We start from the raw sequence: 17,904 nt of genomic DNA on the forward strand, positions 1-17,904 counted from the left end.
CCTTTCCGAACACTCAGCGCACCGTCGGCGCAGCGGGCAGGCCCTGCTCGCCGACGCACACTGCGCGCAACAGCGTCTCGAACTGCTCGATGATCGAGGCCCAGCCCTGGCGACTGGCATGTTGGCGCGCATTGAGCCTCACGCAACGCAAGGCCTCGCGCTCTTCCAGCAGCCAGCGGGCCGCGTCGCAGAATGCATCTTCATCCCCCGGCATCGCCAGCACCCCGTTATAACCGTGACGGATGTGTTGCGCCGCCGCGGCCTGATCGTAGGCCACCACGCCCAGTCCGGATGCCAGCGCTTCCAGCACGACGTTGCCGAAGGTTTCGGTCAGGCTCGGAAAAACGAATACGTCCCCGGACGCGTAATGGGCCGCCAACGCTTCGCCACGCTGGGCGCCACAGAAGATCGCCCCGGGCGATTGCTGTTCGAGGGCAGGCCGCTGCGGACCGTCACCAATGATCACCAGTTTGATTCGCTGTGTCGGAAAAGCGTTACACAGGGTGTCGAAACTGCGCGTGAGCAGGCCCAGGTTTTTCTCCGGTGCCAGGCGTCCGACATGGATCACTGCGATATCACCTTCGTCCAGGCCCCAGGCTTCGCGCAGAGCGGCCGAGCGTTTGGCCGGATGAAACAGTCGGCTGTCCACGCCGCGGGACAACAAGGCCACGCGTTCAAAATGCCGGCGTTCCAGCTCCAGGCGCTGGCTGACGCTGGGCACCAGGGTCAGGCTCGAGCGGTTGTGAAACCAGCGTAGGTAATGGGTCAACAGCCGACTCAACAAGCCGAGGCCATATTGCTGGGTGTATTGCTGGAAGTTGGTGTGGAAGCCGCTGACCACCGAGATACCCAGGCGCCGCGCTGCCCGCAACGCCGACAAGCCCAAGGGGCCTTCGGTGGCAATATACAAGACGTCCGGGCGATGACGTTTCCAGCGCCTGAGCAGCTTGTGCATCGAAGCCTGCCCCCACTGCAAGCCCGGATATCCCGGCAAAGGCCAGCCTCGGCACAGCAGGAGTTGATCGTCGCTGGCCTGGCCTTGATCCGCGGCCTGGCGGGGGCGGATCAGCTCAACGCGGTGTCCACGGGCTCGCAAGCCGTCGTAAAGGCGCCCCAGGGTATTGGCGACGCCATTGATTTCCGGTGCAAAGGTTTCAGTGACGAGGGTGACGTGCAGGAGTGTGGTCATGGCCCCAGTGTCGACCGAGGCCATTTCGTCGTTGTGACGCCACGATGACGGATTTGTGACGGGATCAGCCCTGCCGGGCCAACGCCGTCTCGGCACCTTGCTCGCGCACCCAGAACAACGTCGCCCCGGCGACCGCCGCCGGCATCATCAGGACGTTGACCACCGGGATCAGCAGCACCAGGTACACGCTGCCGCCAAAGCCCAGGCTCTGCCAGCGTTTCTCCCGCAGCCAGGCGAGCATTTCGTTCCAGCCCAGCTTGTGGTTGTCCGCCGGGTAGTCGATGTACTGGATCGCCATCATCCAGATGCCAAACAACAGCCACAGCGGCGCAGCGACGATATTGAGCACGGGGATGAACGACAGCACGAACAGCCCCAGGGCACGCGGCACGAAATAGCCGAGCTTTCGCGCTTCCCGGGCCAGGGTGCGGGGAACCATGGCGATCAGTTCGCCCCAGCTGAACGCCGGAAAATCATCAGTGCCGCGCACCACCACTTCGACTTTCTCAGCGAGAAAGCCGTTGAAGGGCGCCGCGATGATATTGGCGAGCATGGTGAAGGTGAAAAACACCATCAGCCCCACCAGTACGACGAACAATGGCCAGAGGATGTAGCTCAGGAAGCTCAGCCACTCCGGCAGCGACGGCATCAGCGTGTCGACCCAGAGGTTGAATTGGTGGCCGGCCAGGTAGATCAGCCCGACGAACAGCACCAGGTTGATCGTCAGCGGCAGCAATACAAACAGGCGCAAGCCGGGGCTCAGGACCAGCTTGAGACCTTCTCGCAAATATTGCGGACCGGACAAGACGGGGGCGGGCATAGGTGGCTCCGAGGGAATGATGGACGCGCCGACCTTACCGGCTTTGCCCGGCGCGGGAAAGCTACGACATCACGTGTAACAAGGTTTACTGAAGGATCGTACCTATTGAATAAGCGCCAGCGGATAGAGCTCACCTATGAGCTGGATTGTTAAACCGTATTTCCTTAATCTTCGCTCCCTCGATACGCTGCACCCATTCTTTTTCAGGACTGTCGAACCAAAGCCTTCCCCAAGTGCATCAACAGTCCTTTTTTATTCCCGCCGCTCAGCCGGCGTTCCGGACCTCACAGGTCCGGTCAACAGGAGCAGGTCATGTCTGAAGTCCGTCATTCGCGAGTGATTATTCTCGGTTCCGGCCCTGCCGGTTACAGCGCCGCGGTCTATGCGGCCCGTGCCAACCTCAAGCCGTTGCTCATCACCGGCATGCAGGCCGGCGGTCAATTGACCACCACCACCGAAGTCGACAACTGGCCGGGCGATGTTCACGGCTTGACCGGCCCTGCCTTGATGGAGCGCATGAAAGAACACGCCGAGCGCTTCGAGACAGAGATCGTTTTCGATCACATCAATGCCGTCGATTTCGCCGCCAAGCCGTACACGCTCACTGGTGACAGCGCGACCTACACCTGCGACGCCCTGATCATCGCCACCGGCGCCAGCGCTCGCTACCTGGGCCTGCCATCGGAAGAAACGTTCATGGGCAAAGGTGTTTCCGCCTGCGCTACCTGCGACGGTTTCTTCTACCGCAACAAGCCCGTGGCCGTGGTCGGTGGCGGCAACACTGCGGTCGAGGAAGCCCTGTACCTGGCCAACATCGCGAGCACCGTGACCCTGGTCCACCGTCGCGAAACCTTCCGCGCCGAGAAGATCCTGATCGACAAGCTGAACGCGCGCGTCGCCGAAGGCAAGATCATCCTCAAGCTCAACGCCACCCTGGACGAAGTGCTGGGTGACAACATGGGCGTGACCGGTGCTCGCCTGAAGAACAACGACGGCAGCTTTGACGAGATCAAAGTCGACGGCGTGTTCATCGCCATCGGCCACACCCCGAACACCTCGTTGTTCGAAGGCCAGCTGGAACTCAAGGACGGCTACCTGGTGGTCAAGGGCGGCCGCGACGGCAACGCCACCGCCACCAGCGTCGAAGGCATCTTCGCCGCCGGCGATGTGGCCGACCACGTCTATCGCCAGGCCATCACCTCGGCCGGCGCCGGTTGCATGGCGGCCCTGGACACCGAGCGCTACCTGGACGGCCTGCAAAACGTTTCGTTCTGATCCGTCAGGCACAAAAAAACCGGCTTCGGCCGGTTTTTTCATGGGCGGTGGTTAACCGAGCGAGGCCCGTCACCCGCGTAACCGCTCCTGAACAAAATCCATCACCTTCAACGATTGATAGATGGCGTTCGCCGCGACGCGCCCGAACGGCCCGCCGTTCCAGTCGAGCCAATAAGGGCTGAAGGCCTTGTAGCGTTCGCTCTCCCCGCACACGGCTTCGGCGATGACCCGGGCGCCGATGGAGCCGGTGTTCAGGCCATGTCCACCAAATGATGTGCAGGCCCACACGCCCGGTTCCAGCATGCCCAGGTTGGGCATCTTGTTGGTGGAGTAACCCATCAGTCCGGACCAGGCCAACTCGATCTTCGCCGACGCCAGTTGCGGATAAACCGAGACCATATCGGCCTTGAGCATGGCCGCCAGGGCCGTTTCGTTCTGTTCGTTGCGGGTGGTGATGCGTCCGCCCCAGAGCAGGCGATCACCGTCGACGACGCGATAGTAGTCCGAGGCGCGACGGTCGTCGGAAAAGGCGGCGCTGCAATTGAGAACTTGTTTGATCAATTCGCCCAGCGGCTCGGTCAGTACCACATAGGTCGCGATAGGCAAGTAGGCGCGGCTGAGCTTTTGCAGTTCCGGGCCGCCGTAGCCGCCTGCGCAGAACACCAGGTCCTGGCAGCGCACGGAACCCTGGGCGGTGCGGATGACTTTGTCGACCCCCTCGCGGTGCCAGGCGAGCATCTTGGTGTTCTCATAGATCCGCCCGCCAGCCGCTTCGATGACCGAAGCCAGCCCCAGGCAATAGTTCAGGGGATGAAAATGCAGGGCGTTGGGGTCTTCGATGCCTTGGAAGTAGCGGCGGGTGTGGGCCCGTTCACGCACTTGGCCGACGTCGAGAAAATTGAGTTCGTAACCGAAATCCCGGCGCATGTTTTCGATATGGGCTTTTACACCGGCGCTGTCATCGTAGCGCTTGACCCGGATCGTGCCGGCGGACGGATCGCAACCGGTCAATGCCAGGCTAGTCATGTTATGGCGCACGATCTCCACGCCTTCCACCGACATCTGAAACAGTGCCTTGGCCTGCTCCAGCCCGACTTTTTTACGAATGGCCGCCGAGCCTTCGGCCCAGCCCGCCGACACCACGCCGCCGTTGCGTCCCGACGCGCCCCAGCCGACTTGATGGGTTTCCAGCAGGATCACGCGTTTGCCGCGCTGCGTCAGTTCCAGCGCCGCCGTGAGGCCGGCGATACCGGCGCCTATGATGCAGACGTCGCAGGCTTCGGCGCTGCCGAGTCCTGGCCTGGCTGTACGGGGCAGCGAGGTTTGGGAGTACCAGGTGCCGGGAAAGGACATGATCGATCCTTGAAGTCATTGAGTGGGAGCGAGCACGCCCGCTCCCGCACGAGGTGTTATTTGACGACCGAATAATCGACGCCGTACCACTTGGTCGACAACTGTGTCAGCGTGCCGTCCTTGTGCATCTGGCCGATGATTTCGGCAAGCTTGGCTTTGAGCTCCGGGTCGCCCTTGTCGGTCGCGATGGCCAGCGGTTCGTAGAACACCGCCGTCGCGTCGACGGCCCGCAACGGGTAGTTCTTCTTGACGGCCGCTTCCAGGGTGCTGCGCTGGGTAAGGATCGCGTCCAGGCGCACGCCGTTACCCAGGCGCAGGTCATCCAGCGGGCCAAGGGAGCCGGCGTAGGTCTTCATCTTTCCGGCCTTCACGTCATAGTTGACCGGCGGCATGTCGGTCGCTTCGATCGCCAGATGCTGGTTCAGGTAGTCTTCGGACGTTGTGCCACCCTCGACCCCGATGGTCTTGCCGTTGAGTGCCTGGCGGTTAGTCAGGGTCGAGTCGTTGTGGACCGCGAACACATAGGGCACGTAGTAGTACGTGGCGGGGAAGTCGAGGATGCGCGCACGGCTGGTGGTGGCGGTCATCGAGCCCACGGACATGTCCCAGCGGCCGTTCCACTTGCCGGCGGTGATGACGTCCCAATCCGGCGTCACGAACTTGACCGCGACGCCCAGGCGCTTGGCGATTTCCTTGGACACGTCGATGTCGAAACCGTCGATTTCGTTCTTGTCGTTGATAAAGCCTTGGGGCGGCCATGTCGCCGAGGTGGCGACGGTCATTTGCTTGCTGCTCTGGATCTTGTCCAGGACCGCCCCGGCGTTGGCGGCGCCGACGAACAGCAGGGACAGGGCGGCTGCCAGGGTGATTGCGCGTTTTTGACTGAGCATGTGCATCTCCACTTTTCGTTATTGTTATGCGGGGTAAAGCGGTTCTCAGTGACCGATGATCTGCGACAGGAATTTTTGCGCGCGTTCGGTCTGCGGGTTGTTGAAAAAATCGGCGGGCGTGGCTTGTTCGATCACCTGGCCCTGGTCCATGAACAGCACCCGGTCGGCGACCTTGCTGGCGAAGCCCATTTCGTGGGTCACGCAAATCATGGTCATGCCATCGCCGGCCAGCTCGCCCATGACGTCCAGCACTTCGTGGACCATTTCCGGGTCGAGGGCCGAGGTGGGCTCGTCGAAGAGCATGACTTTCGGGTTCATGCACAACGCGCGGGCGATCGCCACGCGCTGCTGCTGGCCGCCGGACAATTGCGAGGGGTATTTGTCGGCGTGCTCGGCGATGCGCACCCGCTCCAGGTAGACCCGGGCGCGTTTTTTCGCGTCGGCGCTGGACACGCCCTGGACCAGTTGCGGGGCAAGGGTCAGGTTGTCGATGACGCTCAGGTGCGGGAAAAGATTGAAGCTCTGGAACACCATGCCGATTTCGCGGCGCACGGCGCTGACGCTCTCGGCCTCGCTGGTGAGGACGATGCCGTTGACTTGGATCTGGCCTTTCTGGAAGTTTTCCAGGTGGTTGATGCAGCGGATCATCGTCGACTTGCCCGAGCCCGACGGGCCGCAGACCACCAGGATTTCGCCAGGTGCGACAGTCAGGTCGACGTCACGCAACGCATGGAAATTGCCATACCACTTGTTCAGCCCCTTGATGGCAATCATCGGTGCGTCGGCCTGGGCAGTGGTTGCCGGGTCGAGATGCCGGGCGGTATCGGTTCGAGTCATCACGCATCAACCCCTTGCAGTGGATCGATTGACCCGTTTTTCAATCCGCGCCTGCACCCGTTCAAGTACGAACGACAGGGCCCAGTAGATCATCGCGGCGGTGATCAGCATTTCCAAGTGGCGGAAGTCCGCGCGACCCTGGGTCTTGGCCAGGTACATCAGTTCCCAGACGCCAATCACCGACACCAAGGAGCTGTCCTTGAGCATCGCGATGAACTGGTTGCCAGTAGGCGGGATGATGACGCGCAGGGCTTGGGGCATGATCACCCGGCTCAGGGTCTTGAATGGGCTGATGCCCAGTGCCCGCGAGGCCTCCCATTGGCCCACCGGGATGCTCTGGATGCCTGCACGGAAGATCTCCGTCATGTAGGCGCCGTAGCACAGGGCCAGGGCCAGGATGCCGGCGGGCACCGCATCGACCACATAACCCAGTTGCGGCAGGCCCAGGTAGATAAGGTAGATCTGGATCAGCAGCGGCACGCCACGAAAGAACGAGGTATAGAACGAGGCCAAGGCATTGGCCAGACCGTTGTTGGACAGCTTGGCGACTGCGCCGACCAGGGCCAGGACAAAGGCAATCACGATGGCGATGGCTGAGATGTAGAGGGTGGTGGCCGCGCCCTGAATGATCAGGAAACCGACCTTGTCGAGGATGAAACTGTAGGAGAGATTGAAGGTGTCGAAGAACGCCAGGAACAGTACCAGCAACTCGACCCAGACCACGGTGGTCTGCACCTTGAATTTCAGCCGACCGAGGACGTGGAAATTCAGCGTGCCCAGCAGGGCGATCCCCAGGCCGATGGCGATGTTGCGCGCGCCGAGGCTGTCCGGTGCGCTCCCCAGCAGCGGTTGCAGAAAGTGGCTGAGGGCGCTGTTGCCAAGGTTCATCACGTATGAACCCAGGAACAGCACCACGGCTACACCCAGCAGGAATCGAGGATCATTGGACTTTTTCTTATAGATTATATTGTCGTGATACATGGATGCCTCGGGCGTGTGGGGTGGCAGCGATCTCTTCCGGCAACAAGGACAGTTGGCCAGTATTGCCAGCCGTAATCGGCTACCACAAGCGAACATAATTCGTTATGTCAGTCCCTCAGCGCATCCTGGATTTCAGGACAGCTTCGCCAGGCAGTCCTCCAGAATATCCAACCCCTCTTTCAACACCGTCGGCTCAGTCGTCAATGGCGCCAGCAGGCGAATGATGTGCCGCGACTTACCGCTGGGCATCAGCAGCAAACCCGCGTCCCGTGCCAGGGTCAGCAGTTGGGTCAGTTGTGCTGTCGCCGGGGTGCCGTCGGCGTTGGCCAGCTCGATGCCGCGCATCGCGCCGACGCCGGTCAACCGGCCCAGGTACGGTGACAGGCCACGGCTGCGCCATGACTGGTAACGGCTGACAATCGCTTCTTCCTGCTGGGCGCCCCAGGCCCGCAGGTTCGCATCGGTCATTTCGTCCAGGGTCGCCAGGGCGGCGGCGCAGGCGATGGGGTTGCCCGAATAAGTGCCGCCGAGCCCGCCCTTGGGCAAGGTGTCCAGCAGTGATTTACGCCCCACCACCGCCCCCAGCGGGACGCCACCGGCAATGCTTTTACCGAGCAGGATCAGGTCGGGCTCGATGCCCAGTCGAGGGAATGCAAAGCGCTGGCCGGTGCGGCCGAAGCCGGACTGGATCTCATCGACGATCAATACGATGCCCTTGTCGTCGCAAAATTGTCGCAGCGCCTGGGCGAAGCTCACGTCCATCGCCAGGAACCCGGCTTCGCCCTGCACCGGTTCAACGATGAAGCAGGCCACATCGTTCACGTCGATCTCGACGCTGAACAGCCTGTCCATGGCTTTCAACGCCTCGGCGCACGTCACGCCGTTGTCCTGGCTGGGGTAGGGCAGGTGATAAACCGGCCCGGGCAGTACGCCGACTTTTTGTTTGTATGGGGCGACCTTGCCATTGAGGTTCAGCGTGGCGAGGGTTCGACCGTGGAAACCGCCGTCAAAAGCGATCACCGCGGTGCGACCCGTGGCGCCGCGGACGATTTTCAAGGCGTTTTCTGCAGCCTCCGCCCCGCTGTTGGTGAGCATGCCACTGATCGGGTAATCCACCGGGATGAATGCGGCCAAGCGCTCCATCAGCTGGATATAGGGCTCATGGGGCGCGGCGTTGAAGGCGTAGTGGGTAAGGCGGGTGGCTTGCTCGCGGATCGCCTCGACGATGCGTGGGTGGCAATGGCCGAGGTTCAACACGCCGATGCCACCCACGAAATCGATATAGCGCTTGCCGTCAACGTCCCAGACTTCGGCGTTCCTGCCGTGGCTGAGGCTGACGGGGTGAACGAAGGAAATCGATTGGCTGATGGTTTTGCTGCTCATGGATGGACGGCTCGGCGGAGGAAAGATGTCCTTTATCTAAGCCGTGAGCAGGGAGAGCCGGCAAACGAAATAAAGTTGCCGGGTCAATCTTAAAAGTCGGGATGTGGATAAGTGCGAAGCTTGCCAGAACCGCTTCTGTGGCGAGGGAGCTTGCTCCCGCTGGGGCGCGAAGCGACCCCGAAATCTCACAACCCGGTGTGTCAGGCAAATTGAATCTGACTGCTTGGGTCTGCTGCGCAGCCCAGCGGGAGCAAGCTCCCTCGCCACGAAAAGCGGATCAGCGACGCTGTAGTGGTTGCGCCTCGAACTTCACGCCGGCGAGACCATGGGCCATCAACGCGCGGATATTGCCGTGGTCGCTGCCTTCGGGCGTGGCCAGCACCGAGCGGTAATGCTCGCCAAACGCCTGGAGTGCTTCTTCATCGCTCAAGCCTTCAAGCAGGGCCAGGCCCAGGGTCTTGCACGAACCTTCATTCTGCCCGGCGACGTTTTCAACACCGCCGTTGTTGAAAGCCCGGGGCTGGTAGTCGTAGCCATCGGCGACAAAGGCCAGGGTATCGGCAAAGACATGTTCGCCACTTTTGAGGCTGGCGCGGAAGGTGTTCAGGTCAGGCATCGGGAGTTCCTTTGGCAAACGCCGCCTGCTGTTCGACGCTGGCTTCTTTCTGGTATTGGGCTTTCCACTCGGCGTACGGCATGCCGTAGACGACCTCACGCGCATCGTCGAGGCTGACCTCGATCTGGCGCTCGTCGGCAGCGGCCTTGTACCACTTGGACAAGCAGTTGCGGCAGAAACCGGCGAGGTTCATCAGGTCGATGTTCTGCACATCCTTGCGGCTGTCCAGATGGGCAACCAGCCGACGGAAAGCGGCGGCTTCGAGTTCGAGGCGTTGTTGGTCGTTCATGGAGGTCTCTGCGAGACAGCTTCAAGTGGCAAGCTTCAAGCTGTAGGTGGGTTTGCGGTGGTCAGGCTTGAAGCTTACAGCTTGAGGCTTGTAGCGGCTACGAAGTAGTCCGACTTGCAGCAAGGGTAATCGACACCGACTCGGCAAATCGCAAGGCATGCGGCTTGTCCACTTCGACTTCGGCGTACAGCACCGACTCGTTGGCCATGACCAGGTCAAGCAGCTCCTGGGTGAGGCGTTCGAGCAGGGCGAAGCGGTTGCCTTCCACGTGGGCGATGATCGCCTTGGTGATGGTGCGGTAGTTCAGCGCGTGCTCGATATCGTTGTCGCGCACCGCATCCTGGGCGGCGTAGAGAATGGTCAGGTTGATCAACACATCCTGCTTGTTGAGAATCTCATCCTCATTGATGCCGATGAACGTACGCAGGCGCAGGTCCTTGACCTTGATACGCGCCATGGCGGGCTGAAGTTGTGGCATTTATTGGCTCCGTCGAATCAATTGCAGGAACTCCTGGCGGGTGTTGCTGGACTCGCGAAAGGCGCCGAGCATCACTGAGGTGTTCATGGTCGAATTCTGTTTCTCGACACCGCGCATCATCATGCACATGTGCTGGGCTTCGATCACCACCGCCACACCGGTGGCCTGGGTGACGTGTTGCACCGCGTCAGCGATTTGCCGGGTGAGGTTTTCCTGGATCTGCAGGCGGCGGGCGAACATGTCCACCAGCCGGGCGATCTTCGACAGTCCCAGGACCTTGCCCGTAGGAATATAAGCCACATGGGCCTTGCCGATGAAGGGCAGCAGGTGATGTTCGCACAGTGAGTAGAGCTCGATATTGGCAACGATCACCATTTCATCGCTGTCGGAGGCAAACAAAGCGCCATTGACCACCTGCTCGACGCTCTGATCATAGCCGTGGCAAAGATACTGCATGGCCTTGGCTGCGCGCACCGGGGTGTCCAGCAGGCCTTCGCGCTCCGGATCTTCGCCCAGGCCGATCAGGATCTCGCGGTAATGCTGGGGCGATAACGCCATGGTGCTTCCTCGAAACAGGACTATTTGATGTGCCGTCCGCCGTTCACGGTGAGCGTCGTGCCGGTAACGTAAGGGTTATCCAGCAGATAACGCAGGCTCTGGTAAACCACTTCGCTGCCGGGTTCGATGCCCAGCGCGGACTTGGCCAACGCCTTGGCACGGTAGGCCGCATCATCGTCGGGATTGAACAGTAGCAGGGCCGGGGCGATACCGTTGACCTTGATTGCAGGCGCGTACTTGGCCGCAAAGGACAGGGTCAGGCTTTCGAGCCCGGCCTTGGTGGCGCAATAGGCGATATGCTTGCTGCTACCCTTGCGCGTCACGTCGTCACTGATGTGCACGATGTCCGCCGGTACCGACCGTTCCAGCAACTGGACGCAATGCAGATTGATCAAATAAGGCGCGAGCATGTGCACGCCGAACATGGCGTGGAAGGCGTCCGCTTCACCGCCCGGGGCTTCGGCCAGCCAGGCCGAGGCGTTGTGCACAATGGCGCGCAGCTGGTGGGTATGCTGCTTGAGCTGATCGATAAACGCGAGAATCCCCGATTCACTGGCAAAATCGGCAAACAGAACCGTGGCCCCCAAATCTCGCAGCGCCTGTACGCCCGGACGTTCGGTGCGATACGTCGCGATCACCGGGTGCCCGTCTTCCAGCAGCCGCCGGGCACAATGCAAGCCGACGCGCTGGGCTGCGCCAGTGATCAGGATCGGAGCGGTTGTGCCCTGTTTCACGAATACGTTCCTTTATGACGAGCGGCTGGAGTCTTCAGGCGAGGCGCCGCGACGAGTCCGTGGGAGCGCGGTGGCTCCCACCGGTTTAGTGTCGCTTCAATGATTCTGCGTGGAAGGCTTGGTTGGCAAGGGCCGTTGCGATGCGCCAGTGAGCCAGCTCGCCAATAAATGAGTCGACATCGGGATAAACAGGTAGACCATCAGCGGCGTCAGTATAAGGGTGCTGATGAAGACGCGACTCAGCAAACCCAGTTCGTTGAGCAATGGTCCCAAGAGGAAATTGAACAATAACGAAACAGGAAAGAACGCGAGCCAGATAGCCACCGCTTGTTTCCAGCGTGGCGGACGTTGGCCGATCGCGCCGAACCAGCCATCTATACCTCGCACCCTATGTTCGGACGGCTGGGCAAACAGCTCGCTCCCCCGTTCCAGCCAGGCCGTGCGCGAGGCGGAGTACTCCCAGGCATGCAGGGTCTGCTCGTCGGCGAAACGGAAAATGATCTGGAATTCGTCGTCGCCGGGCGGTGGAGCGAGCACGCCCGAGCCCAAGTAACCGGCGAAATCGGTGGCCAATTGCTCGCCTTCACGCAACCATGCAATCAAATCCTGGTAGCGCCCATGGGCCACGCGACGGGCGACCATTAGCGTGACGGGAGAGGTAGACATTTTGTATCTCCATGTTACAAGTGCGGCGCTCCGGATAAGAGGTTCGCGGGGAATACGCCCCATGGGTAATGGGCAGCGTCTGATTGCAAGTCGTAGGCAAGGATTATTCCCTGTCGAGTAAAAAACAACAATTGCGCGCGTTGATCGCGTTATGCCCTTGTCATGACGTGCTTGGGGGGAGCTAAAATGGGATCCCATTTTCCAGTCGGGTAAACGACGCGAATGAGCGTAAACACCGAGGATAACATCGCGTTCCAGGTGTCCGACGCCTTGGCGCGCGAAGACCTGGTTCCTATCCGTGAAGTGGCGCGGTTGACGGGTGTTAATCCAGTGACCTTGCGTGCATGGGAGCGACGCTATGGTCTGATCCAACCCACTCGCACCGAAAGCGGCCATCGCTTGTATTCCATGGGCGATGTCGAAAAAGTCCGCCGTATCATTGCCTGGATCGAGCGCGGCGTAGCCGTGAGTAAGGTAGGAAAAATCCTCGCCAGGGCAGAATCGGCACAGCCGGTTTCCAAATTCATTTCTTCCGATCTGGTACGCGCCGATTATAGTCAGTGGCAATACCAGGTGCTGGACGCAGTCGGTAACTTTGACGACGTGGAACTCGATCGCGTCTACGGTCAGATTTTTTCCAGCTATGCCGTGCCGGTCGTATTTCAAGACATCTTGATGCCGCTCTGGCGAGAGCTACTGCAACGCCAACATGAGTTCGGACAGACGAGTGAATGGCTGTTTTTCGATGGTTTCCTGCGTTCGCGCGTAACGCAGCGACTGCTGCTCAAGCGAGATTTCTCATCGAGACGTGTGCTGGTCAGCGCCATCGCGGGCCAGTGTCGGGAGTTGGAGCTGCTGGTAACGGCGCTGTATGTGTCCAAGGTTGAGGTCGGCGTCAGGGTCATGACGGTCGGCCAACCTTTTGACGAGCTGACCCTGGTTTGCCAGAAAATGCAGCCTTTGGCGCTGGTACTGGTTTCCAACCATGCGCCAGTTGCCGAGCTGCCTAAACGCCTTAACCGGTTGGCGATGAGCCTGGATTGCCCGGTCATGCTCGCCGGCGATGCGTCCGACCTGGCGCAGGAAAGTCTGGGGGGGTCAGCGATCGCTTGTCTGGGAAATGAAGGTACGGTGATGCGCCAGCGTTTGTGTCAATTCCTGACCGGCAACCTGGACACTTGAACCACCGCTAGAGATGCATCGTCGGATGGGTCAGGCGATGCTGTTGAAGGATGTACTGACGCAGGCGCTCGGTTTCGTCCTGATCATGCTGGCTCAGATGGTAGGCATACATTCCTTGGTCTGTTTCTCGCTCGAACGTACCGCGCAGTGAAATCCTCTCGTAGCCTGACGGGCTGAACCACGAGACGAATTGTCTGGGTGGTTTGGTACGGTTGCGAATTTCCAGCAGTACGCCCTTGCAAGACACTTCGTGCACCCATAAAGCCCCCGGCTGACCCTTGGCATTTTCCAAGGCTACCGGCTCGTCGAGCGCCAGGCGCCAGGGGCGGATTTTCGGTCCGTCCTCATAGATGCTCGGCACACCCAGGCGAAGGTGCATGGCGTGGAATTCATCTTCAACCAGATGCAACGGAAACGTCATCTGCTGGTTTTCGAAATTCGCCTGCAAAGTGACTTGTTCATTCGCCGCCAGGCGCGTCAATAGATCCCGGATCTGCGACCCGCCGTTTACCAGCAAGCTCGACGTGACATCCCGCTCGTTGAGCTGCGGGTTGTGCTGCATGGTCCGGATGAAGTCCAGCTCATCCTGGGTCAGAAGGGCGTCGCGCTGCATAAGGTGCCACTTTCACGGTTGAGTGTAGTGACTGACCGTTAATTCGCCGTTTTGTTTGCACCATTCGTCGTATTGAGTCGCGCGATGGTCGCCCGGGCTTCGGCCAGCTCTGATTCCAGCTGAGCGACGCGCTGTTGAGCCTTTACTTGAGCCGTTACGTCTTTCTGTACGCCAACGAAATACGTGTGGCCATCCGCCTCGTTCTTGACAGTGGACAGCGACAACTCATTCCAGAACGGCGTACCGTCCTTACGGTAGTTCCGCAATATTTGCCGGCATGAGCCTCCTAACTTCAGGGCCATACGGATCTGTTCCAGAGCTGGCTGATCGCGGTCGCCCGACTGCAGGAAGCGGCAGTTCTGATAGAGGATTTCGTCGCGGCTATAGCCCGTCAGCCGCTCGAATGCCGGGTTGACGTAAATCAGGATATTGTCTTCATCGCCTTCTTTTTCGGCAATGACAATGCCGTCATTCGAAGCGTTGATTACGAGCTGCATCAGGTGCGCGTTAATCATGGAAATTCCCCTTAGACATCCGTGTGCGCTGCATTCTAGAAGAATCTCGCAGAGTGTCCAATTGCCAGCATTGATTGTCGAGAGTCAATCTCAGCTTAAGCGCACAGCCCTGTTACTATTCGCACTCTTTGAATTGAGTTCCAGGATCACATTGATGAAAGTCGCCATCCTTTCCGGCTCCGTATACGGCACGGCCGAAGAAGTTGCCCGGCATGCTGCCAAAATGCTGGGTGATGCCGGTTTCGAAACATTCCACAATCCTCGGGCGACACTGGCGGATATTCAGGCGTTCGAACCGCAAGCCATGGTGGCGGTGACATCGACGACGGGCATGGGTGAACTGCCTGACAACCTGATGCCACTGTACTCGACGATTCGCGACCAATTGCCCGCGTCGTTTCGCGCTCTGCCCGGCGCCGTCATCGGCCTGGGGGATGCCAGTTATGGCGATACGTTCTGCGGTGGTGGCGAGCAGATGCGCGAGTTGTTCGCCGAGTTGGGGATACGCGAAGTGCTGCCAATGTTGCGCCTCGATGCCAGCGAAAGCGTGACACCTGAGACCGATGCCGAGCCCTGGCTGGGCGAGCTGGTCGATGCGTTGCGCGGTTGAAAGGACATAGCCTGCGCATGTGAAACAGGCTCGGGCTGACTCGCTCGGCCAGTAAGCTGGCTGCCAACGCAACTACCGACCTGGCCGGGGCTGACTAGACTGGTTTTCTTGTTCGCGAAAATCGTCGATATCTTTTCCATAAAAAGAAGCCAGAGGTCATAGCCGTGAGCGTAACCCCCATTCAATCGACACCCGGTATCAAGGATCAGGTCAGTGCGGCGGAGTGGCAAACACGGGTCGATCTGGCCGCGTGTTATCGGCTGGTCGCGATGCATGGCTGGGACGATCTGATCTTCACCCATATCTCCGCCAAGGTTCCTGGCACTGAAGAGTTCCTGATCAACCCGTACGGCTTGATGTTCGATGAAATCACCGCGTCGAGCCTGGTCAAGATCGATCAGGCCGGCAACAAGCTGATGGACAGTCCCTACGAAATCAACCCTGCCGGTTTTACCATCCACAGTGCGGTGCACGAGGTGCGGCACGATGTGGTGTGCGTGCTGCATACCCACACCGCAGCCGGCGTCGCGGTCTCGGCACAGAAGCAAGGGGTGCTGCCGATCAGCCAACAGTCGCTGTTCGTGCTGTCGAGCCTGGCGTATCACCCCTATGAAGGGGTTGCCCTTGATCCTGGAGAAAAGGTTCGTTTGCAAGCGGACCTGGGCGACAAGAACTTCCTCATGCTGCATAACCATGGCCTGCTGACCTGCGGCGGCACCATCGCCGATACCTTTCTGATGATGTTCATTTTTCAGCGAGCCTGCGATATCCAGGTGCTGGCCCAGACGGGTGGTGCCGAGTTGATCGCCATCGAGCCACAGGTGCTGGCCGGGGCTCGAGCGATGGTCGCCGGGGTGACCAAAAGCGCGCAGGGAATGGGCGGCGCGCTGGCCTGGCCGGCGCTGCTGCGTAAGCTCGATCAGCAAGACACGGGTTATAAAAGCTGATGCCCATGGTCCAGATTCCCCTGCGTATCTGGCGTCAGCGCGGCCAGACGTTCATGTTTCGCGGCCACGCGATCCGCTACTGGACGGCGGGGCACGGCGAGCCGCTATTGCTGATTCACGGCTTTCCCACCGCCAGTTGGGATTGGCATTACCTGTGGCAGCCACTGGCACAGCGTTACCAGGTGATTGCCTGCGACATGCTCGGTTTTGGTGATTCCGCCAAACCGGCAGATCACGTCTACAGCCTGCTGGAACAGGCGGATTTGCAGCAGGCCTTGCTCGCGCACCTGAAGGTGACGCAAGGGGTCCACGTGCTGGCCCATGATTATGGCGACAGCGTGGCCCAAGAGTTGATCGCCCGGCATGGCGAGGCGCGCATCGATGTCGCCAGTTGTGTGTTTCTCAACGGTGGCCTGTTCCCGGAAACCCATCGTCCCGTGCTGATGCAAAGACTGTTGCTCAGCCCTTTGGGTTGGCTGATTGGCCGGGCGTTTTCACGGGACGGCCTGGTTAAAAGCTTCCGGCAGATCTTCGGTCCCAGGACCGGCCCCTCCGAAAGCGAGCTGGATGATTACTGGAGCCTGGTCGAAACTCATCGCGGTCCGCGGATCATGCACAGACTCATCACGTATGTTCCGGAGCGTCGCGTGCAGCGTGATCGCTGGGTCCATGCGATGCAGAGGGGTGGTGTGCCCATGCGGGTCATCGATGGCGCGTTCGACCCGATTTCCGGTGCGCATATGGTCGCGCGTTACCGCGCCCTTATCCCGAATGCCGACACGGTGCTACTGCCCGACATTGGTCACTATCCGCACACCGAGGCACCGGTACAGGTCCTCAAGCATTACCTGGCGTTTCGCGAAGTCATTGCCGCGACTTGCAGGCAAATGGCTTGCTCGTGACGTATCGCCTGCATCATCCCCTCACCTTATTGCGCGCTATTCACTCTCAGCCGAGTTGATTGTGACCGGCGGGTTTGTACCGGACACTCCTGTTCATCGTCTTACTGGCCTGCTGGAGTTCTTCCATGAATGAGTCTGTGCGCTTCGAGGATAAAGTCGTAATCGTTACGGGAGCCGGTGGTGGCCTGGGGCGTGCCCATGCGCTGTTGTTCGCAAGGCATGGCGCAAAAGTACTGGTCAACGACCTGGGCGGCTCGGCTCAAGGGGAGGGCGCCAACGCTTCGGCAGCCGATCGCGTGGTTTCAGAAATCCGCGAGGCCGGCGGCATCGCCGAGGCCAACCACGACTCTGTCACCGACGGTGACAAGCTTGTGCAGAACGCGCTGGATGCGTTCGGTCGGGTTGATGTGGTCGTCAACAACGCCGGGATCCTGCGGGACAAGACGTTCCACAAGATGGACGATGCCGACTGGGACCTGGTTTACCGCGTTCATGTCGAGGGGGCCTATAAAGTCACCCGTGCCGCCTGGCCACATCTGCGCGAGCAGAACTACGGACGAGTGATTTTCACCGCCTCCACCTCCGGCATCTACGGCAACTTCGGGCAGTCCAACTACGGCATGGCCAAGCTTGGCCTTTATGGCCTGACTCGTACCCTGGCCATCGAGGGCCGCAAGAACAACATTCTCGTCAACGCCATCGCGCCAACGGGCGGCACGCGCATGACCGAAGGCTTGATCCCGCCGCAGGTGTTCGAGCAACTCAAGCCTGAACTTGTCAGTCCGCTGGTCGTGTATCTAGCCAGTGAGGCCTGCCAGGAAACCTCCGGGCTGTTCGAAGTGGGCGGCGGCTGGATGGGCAAGGTGCGCTGGGAGCGCAGCCTGGGCGCGGGGTTCGATCCGCGCGAAGGTTTTTCCCCTGAAGACGTCGCCGCCCATTGGCAGCAGATCTGCGATTTCCAGGATGCGGTACACCCGAACGACAATCTGGAAGCCTTGAAAGAGATGATGGCGAACCTGCAACGCCACGCCATTTAAGTCTTATTGCCCAGGCCGGTTGCTGCCAG

At 60.2% G+C, this 17,904-nt stretch carries 21 protein-coding genes; 6 read left to right on the plus strand and 15 right to left on the minus strand.

Features of this window, described 5'->3' with window-relative positions; genetic code table 11:
- Nucleotides 1-13: 13 nt before the first annotated feature.
- Together J3P95_RS05005 and cysZ are read right to left on the minus strand one after the other, a co-directional pair.
- A complete protein-coding gene (locus J3P95_RS05005; RefSeq protein WP_434578448.1) occupies nucleotides 14-1,213 on the minus strand; it encodes a glycosyltransferase family 4 protein in 1,200 nt (399 codons plus the stop codon).
- 40 nt (nucleotides 1,214-1,253) lie between these two features.
- Nucleotides 1,254-2,009: a sulfate transporter CysZ gene (gene cysZ, locus J3P95_RS05010; RefSeq protein ID WP_434578446.1), complete on the minus strand. Its 756-nt coding sequence runs from the start codon at nucleotides 2,007-2,009 to the stop codon at nucleotides 1,254-1,256.
- Nucleotides 2,010-2,321: 312 nt separating this feature from the next.
- Here cysZ and trxB point away from each other — a divergent pair, with 312 nt between their 5' ends.
- Entirely contained in the window at nucleotides 2,322-3,284 is a 963-nt protein-coding gene (gene trxB, locus J3P95_RS05015; RefSeq protein WP_186615763.1) for a thioredoxin-disulfide reductase, read from the plus strand.
- A gap of 69 nt (nucleotides 3,285-3,353) precedes the next feature.
- On the opposite strand, the gene J3P95_RS05020 is transcribed toward trxB, so the two are convergent.
- The 11 genes from J3P95_RS05020 to J3P95_RS05070 all read right to left on the minus strand — a co-directional run bounded on the left by J3P95_RS05020 (nucleotide 3,354) and on the right by J3P95_RS05070 (nucleotide 12,069).
- A complete protein-coding gene (locus tag J3P95_RS05020) occupies nucleotides 3,354-4,637 on the minus strand; it encodes an NAD(P)/FAD-dependent oxidoreductase (protein ID WP_434578443.1) in 1,284 nt (427 codons plus the stop codon).
- Nucleotides 4,638-4,693: 56 nt separating this feature from the next.
- The gene (locus J3P95_RS05025) at nucleotides 4,694-5,527 is read right to left on the minus strand and encodes a transporter substrate-binding domain-containing protein (protein WP_434561197.1); all 834 of its coding nucleotides are present in this window, start codon (nucleotides 5,525-5,527) and stop codon (nucleotides 4,694-4,696) included.
- 45 nt (nucleotides 5,528-5,572) lie between these two features.
- A complete protein-coding gene (locus tag J3P95_RS05030) occupies nucleotides 5,573-6,301 on the minus strand; it encodes an amino acid ABC transporter ATP-binding protein (RefSeq protein ID WP_434563700.1) in 729 nt (242 codons plus the stop codon).
- Between the two features lie 69 nt (nucleotides 6,302-6,370).
- Complete coding sequence (locus J3P95_RS05035) at nucleotides 6,371-7,345, minus strand: amino acid ABC transporter permease (protein ID WP_434578442.1); 975 nt, start codon at nucleotides 7,343-7,345, stop codon at nucleotides 6,371-6,373.
- Between the two features lie 132 nt (nucleotides 7,346-7,477).
- The gene (locus J3P95_RS05040) at nucleotides 7,478-8,728 is read right to left on the minus strand and encodes a 2-aminoadipate transaminase (protein WP_434578441.1); all 1,251 of its coding nucleotides are present in this window, start codon (nucleotides 8,726-8,728) and stop codon (nucleotides 7,478-7,480) included.
- 277 nt (nucleotides 8,729-9,005) lie between these two features.
- A complete protein-coding gene (locus tag J3P95_RS05045) occupies nucleotides 9,006-9,344 on the minus strand; it encodes a HopJ type III effector protein (RefSeq protein ID WP_434561201.1) in 339 nt (112 codons plus the stop codon).
- Nucleotides 9,337-9,633, minus strand: a complete 297-nt coding sequence (locus J3P95_RS05050) for a DUF1244 domain-containing protein (RefSeq protein ID WP_434561203.1) — start codon at nucleotides 9,631-9,633, stop codon at nucleotides 9,337-9,339. The genes J3P95_RS05045 and J3P95_RS05050 overlap by 8 nt, the downstream gene beginning before the upstream one ends.
- A 97-nt stretch (nucleotides 9,634-9,730) precedes the next feature.
- Complete coding sequence (gene folX / locus J3P95_RS05055; protein WP_186611060.1) at nucleotides 9,731-10,111, minus strand: dihydroneopterin triphosphate 2'-epimerase; 381 nt, start codon at nucleotides 10,109-10,111, stop codon at nucleotides 9,731-9,733.
- Complete coding sequence (gene folE, locus J3P95_RS05060) at nucleotides 10,112-10,669, minus strand: GTP cyclohydrolase I FolE (RefSeq protein WP_434561207.1); 558 nt, start codon at nucleotides 10,667-10,669, stop codon at nucleotides 10,112-10,114.
- Nucleotides 10,670-10,689: 20 nt separating this feature from the next.
- The gene (gene folM / locus J3P95_RS05065; protein WP_434561209.1) at nucleotides 10,690-11,403 is read right to left on the minus strand and encodes a dihydromonapterin reductase; all 714 of its coding nucleotides are present in this window, start codon (nucleotides 11,401-11,403) and stop codon (nucleotides 10,690-10,692) included.
- A 96-nt stretch (nucleotides 11,404-11,499) separates the two neighbouring features.
- A complete protein-coding gene (locus J3P95_RS05070; RefSeq protein ID WP_434578439.1) occupies nucleotides 11,500-12,069 on the minus strand; it encodes an antibiotic biosynthesis monooxygenase in 570 nt (189 codons plus the stop codon).
- A gap of 222 nt (nucleotides 12,070-12,291) precedes the next feature.
- Here J3P95_RS05070 and J3P95_RS05075 point away from each other — a divergent pair, with 222 nt between their 5' ends.
- Nucleotides 12,292-13,251, plus strand: coding sequence for a MerR family transcriptional regulator (locus tag J3P95_RS05075; RefSeq protein WP_434578437.1), 960 nt, complete (start codon nucleotides 12,292-12,294; stop codon nucleotides 13,249-13,251).
- Between the two features lie 7 nt (nucleotides 13,252-13,258).
- Here J3P95_RS05075 and J3P95_RS05080 read toward each other — a convergent pair whose 3' ends face one another.
- Complete coding sequence (locus J3P95_RS05080) at nucleotides 13,259-13,864, minus strand: hypothetical protein (RefSeq protein WP_434561215.1); 606 nt, start codon at nucleotides 13,862-13,864, stop codon at nucleotides 13,259-13,261.
- Nucleotides 13,865-13,902: 38 nt separating this feature from the next.
- Nucleotides 13,903-14,379: a PAS domain-containing protein gene (locus J3P95_RS05085; RefSeq protein WP_434578436.1), complete on the minus strand. Its 477-nt coding sequence runs from the start codon at nucleotides 14,377-14,379 to the stop codon at nucleotides 13,903-13,905.
- 154 nt (nucleotides 14,380-14,533) lie between these two features.
- On the opposite strand from J3P95_RS05085, the gene J3P95_RS05090 reads away from it, so the two are divergent.
- The 4 genes from J3P95_RS05090 (at nucleotide 14,534) to J3P95_RS05105 (ending at nucleotide 17,875) form a co-directional block, all read left to right on the plus strand.
- Entirely contained in the window at nucleotides 14,534-14,989 is a 456-nt protein-coding gene (locus J3P95_RS05090) for a flavodoxin (protein WP_434561219.1), read from the plus strand.
- A 164-nt stretch (nucleotides 14,990-15,153) separates the two neighbouring features.
- Nucleotides 15,154-15,936 carry a class II aldolase/adducin family protein gene (locus tag J3P95_RS05095; protein ID WP_434578435.1) on the plus strand — a complete coding sequence of 261 codons (783 nt, stop codon included), beginning with the start codon at nucleotides 15,154-15,156 and terminating at the stop codon, nucleotides 15,934-15,936.
- The gene (locus J3P95_RS05100) at nucleotides 15,936-16,838 is read left to right on the plus strand and encodes an alpha/beta fold hydrolase (RefSeq protein ID WP_434578434.1); all 903 of its coding nucleotides are present in this window, start codon (nucleotides 15,936-15,938) and stop codon (nucleotides 16,836-16,838) included. The genes J3P95_RS05095 and J3P95_RS05100 overlap by 1 nt, the downstream gene beginning before the upstream one ends.
- Nucleotides 16,839-16,963: 125 nt before the next feature.
- On the plus strand, nucleotides 16,964-17,875 hold the full coding sequence (locus J3P95_RS05105) for an SDR family oxidoreductase (protein WP_434561225.1): 912 nt from the start codon (nucleotides 16,964-16,966) through the stop codon (nucleotides 17,873-17,875).
- Nucleotides 17,876-17,904: the final 29 nt, after the last annotated feature.

The sequence above is a fragment of the Pseudomonas sp. Z5-35 genome (genome assembly GCF_051131945.1).
Taxonomy (GTDB): Bacteria; Pseudomonadota; Gammaproteobacteria; order Pseudomonadales; family Pseudomonadaceae; genus Aquipseudomonas; species Aquipseudomonas marvdashtae.

Bases quoted from the DNA above. Each gene is read 5' to 3' on its own strand.
- J3P95_RS05005 (WP_434578448.1), bottom strand. From the start codon at position 1,213: ATGGCCTCGGTCGACACTGGGGCCATGACCACACTCCTGCACGTCACC.
- cysZ (WP_434578446.1), bottom strand. From the start codon at position 2,009: ATGCCCGCCCCCGTCTTGTCCGGTCCGCAATATTTGCGAGAAGGTCTC.
- trxB (WP_186615763.1), top strand. From the start codon at position 2,322: ATGTCTGAAGTCCGTCATTCGCGAGTGATTATTCTCGGTTCCGGCCCT.
- J3P95_RS05020 (WP_434578443.1), bottom strand. From the start codon at position 4,637: ATGTCCTTTCCCGGCACCTGGTACTCCCAAACCTCGCTGCCCCGTACA.
- J3P95_RS05025 (WP_434561197.1), bottom strand. From the start codon at position 5,527: ATGCTCAGTCAAAAACGCGCAATCACCCTGGCAGCCGCCCTGTCCCTG.
- J3P95_RS05030 (WP_434563700.1), bottom strand. From the start codon at position 6,301: ATGATTGCCATCAAGGGGCTGAACAAGTGGTATGGCAATTTCCATGCG.
- J3P95_RS05035 (WP_434578442.1), bottom strand. From the start codon at position 7,345: ATGTATCACGACAATATAATCTATAAGAAAAAGTCCAATGATCCTCGA.
- J3P95_RS05040 (WP_434578441.1), bottom strand. From the start codon at position 8,728: ATGAGCAGCAAAACCATCAGCCAATCGATTTCCTTCGTTCACCCCGTC.
- J3P95_RS05045 (WP_434561201.1), bottom strand. From the start codon at position 9,344: ATGCCTGACCTGAACACCTTCCGCGCCAGCCTCAAAAGTGGCGAACAT.
- J3P95_RS05050 (WP_434561203.1), bottom strand. From the start codon at position 9,633: ATGAACGACCAACAACGCCTCGAACTCGAAGCCGCCGCTTTCCGTCGG.
- folX (WP_186611060.1), bottom strand. From the start codon at position 10,111: ATGCCACAACTTCAGCCCGCCATGGCGCGTATCAAGGTCAAGGACCTG.
- folE (WP_434561207.1), bottom strand. From the start codon at position 10,669: ATGGCGTTATCGCCCCAGCATTACCGCGAGATCCTGATCGGCCTGGGC.
- J3P95_RS05070 (WP_434578439.1), bottom strand. From the start codon at position 12,069: ATGTCTACCTCTCCCGTCACGCTAATGGTCGCCCGTCGCGTGGCCCAT.
- J3P95_RS05075 (WP_434578437.1), top strand. From the start codon at position 12,292: ATGAGCGTAAACACCGAGGATAACATCGCGTTCCAGGTGTCCGACGCC.
- J3P95_RS05080 (WP_434561215.1), bottom strand. From the start codon at position 13,864: ATGCAGCGCGACGCCCTTCTGACCCAGGATGAGCTGGACTTCATCCGG.
- J3P95_RS05085 (WP_434578436.1), bottom strand. From the start codon at position 14,379: ATGATTAACGCGCACCTGATGCAGCTCGTAATCAACGCTTCGAATGAC.
- J3P95_RS05090 (WP_434561219.1), top strand. From the start codon at position 14,534: ATGAAAGTCGCCATCCTTTCCGGCTCCGTATACGGCACGGCCGAAGAA.
- J3P95_RS05100 (WP_434578434.1), top strand. From the start codon at position 15,936: ATGCCCATGGTCCAGATTCCCCTGCGTATCTGGCGTCAGCGCGGCCAG.
- J3P95_RS05105 (WP_434561225.1), top strand. From the start codon at position 16,964: ATGAATGAGTCTGTGCGCTTCGAGGATAAAGTCGTAATCGTTACGGGA.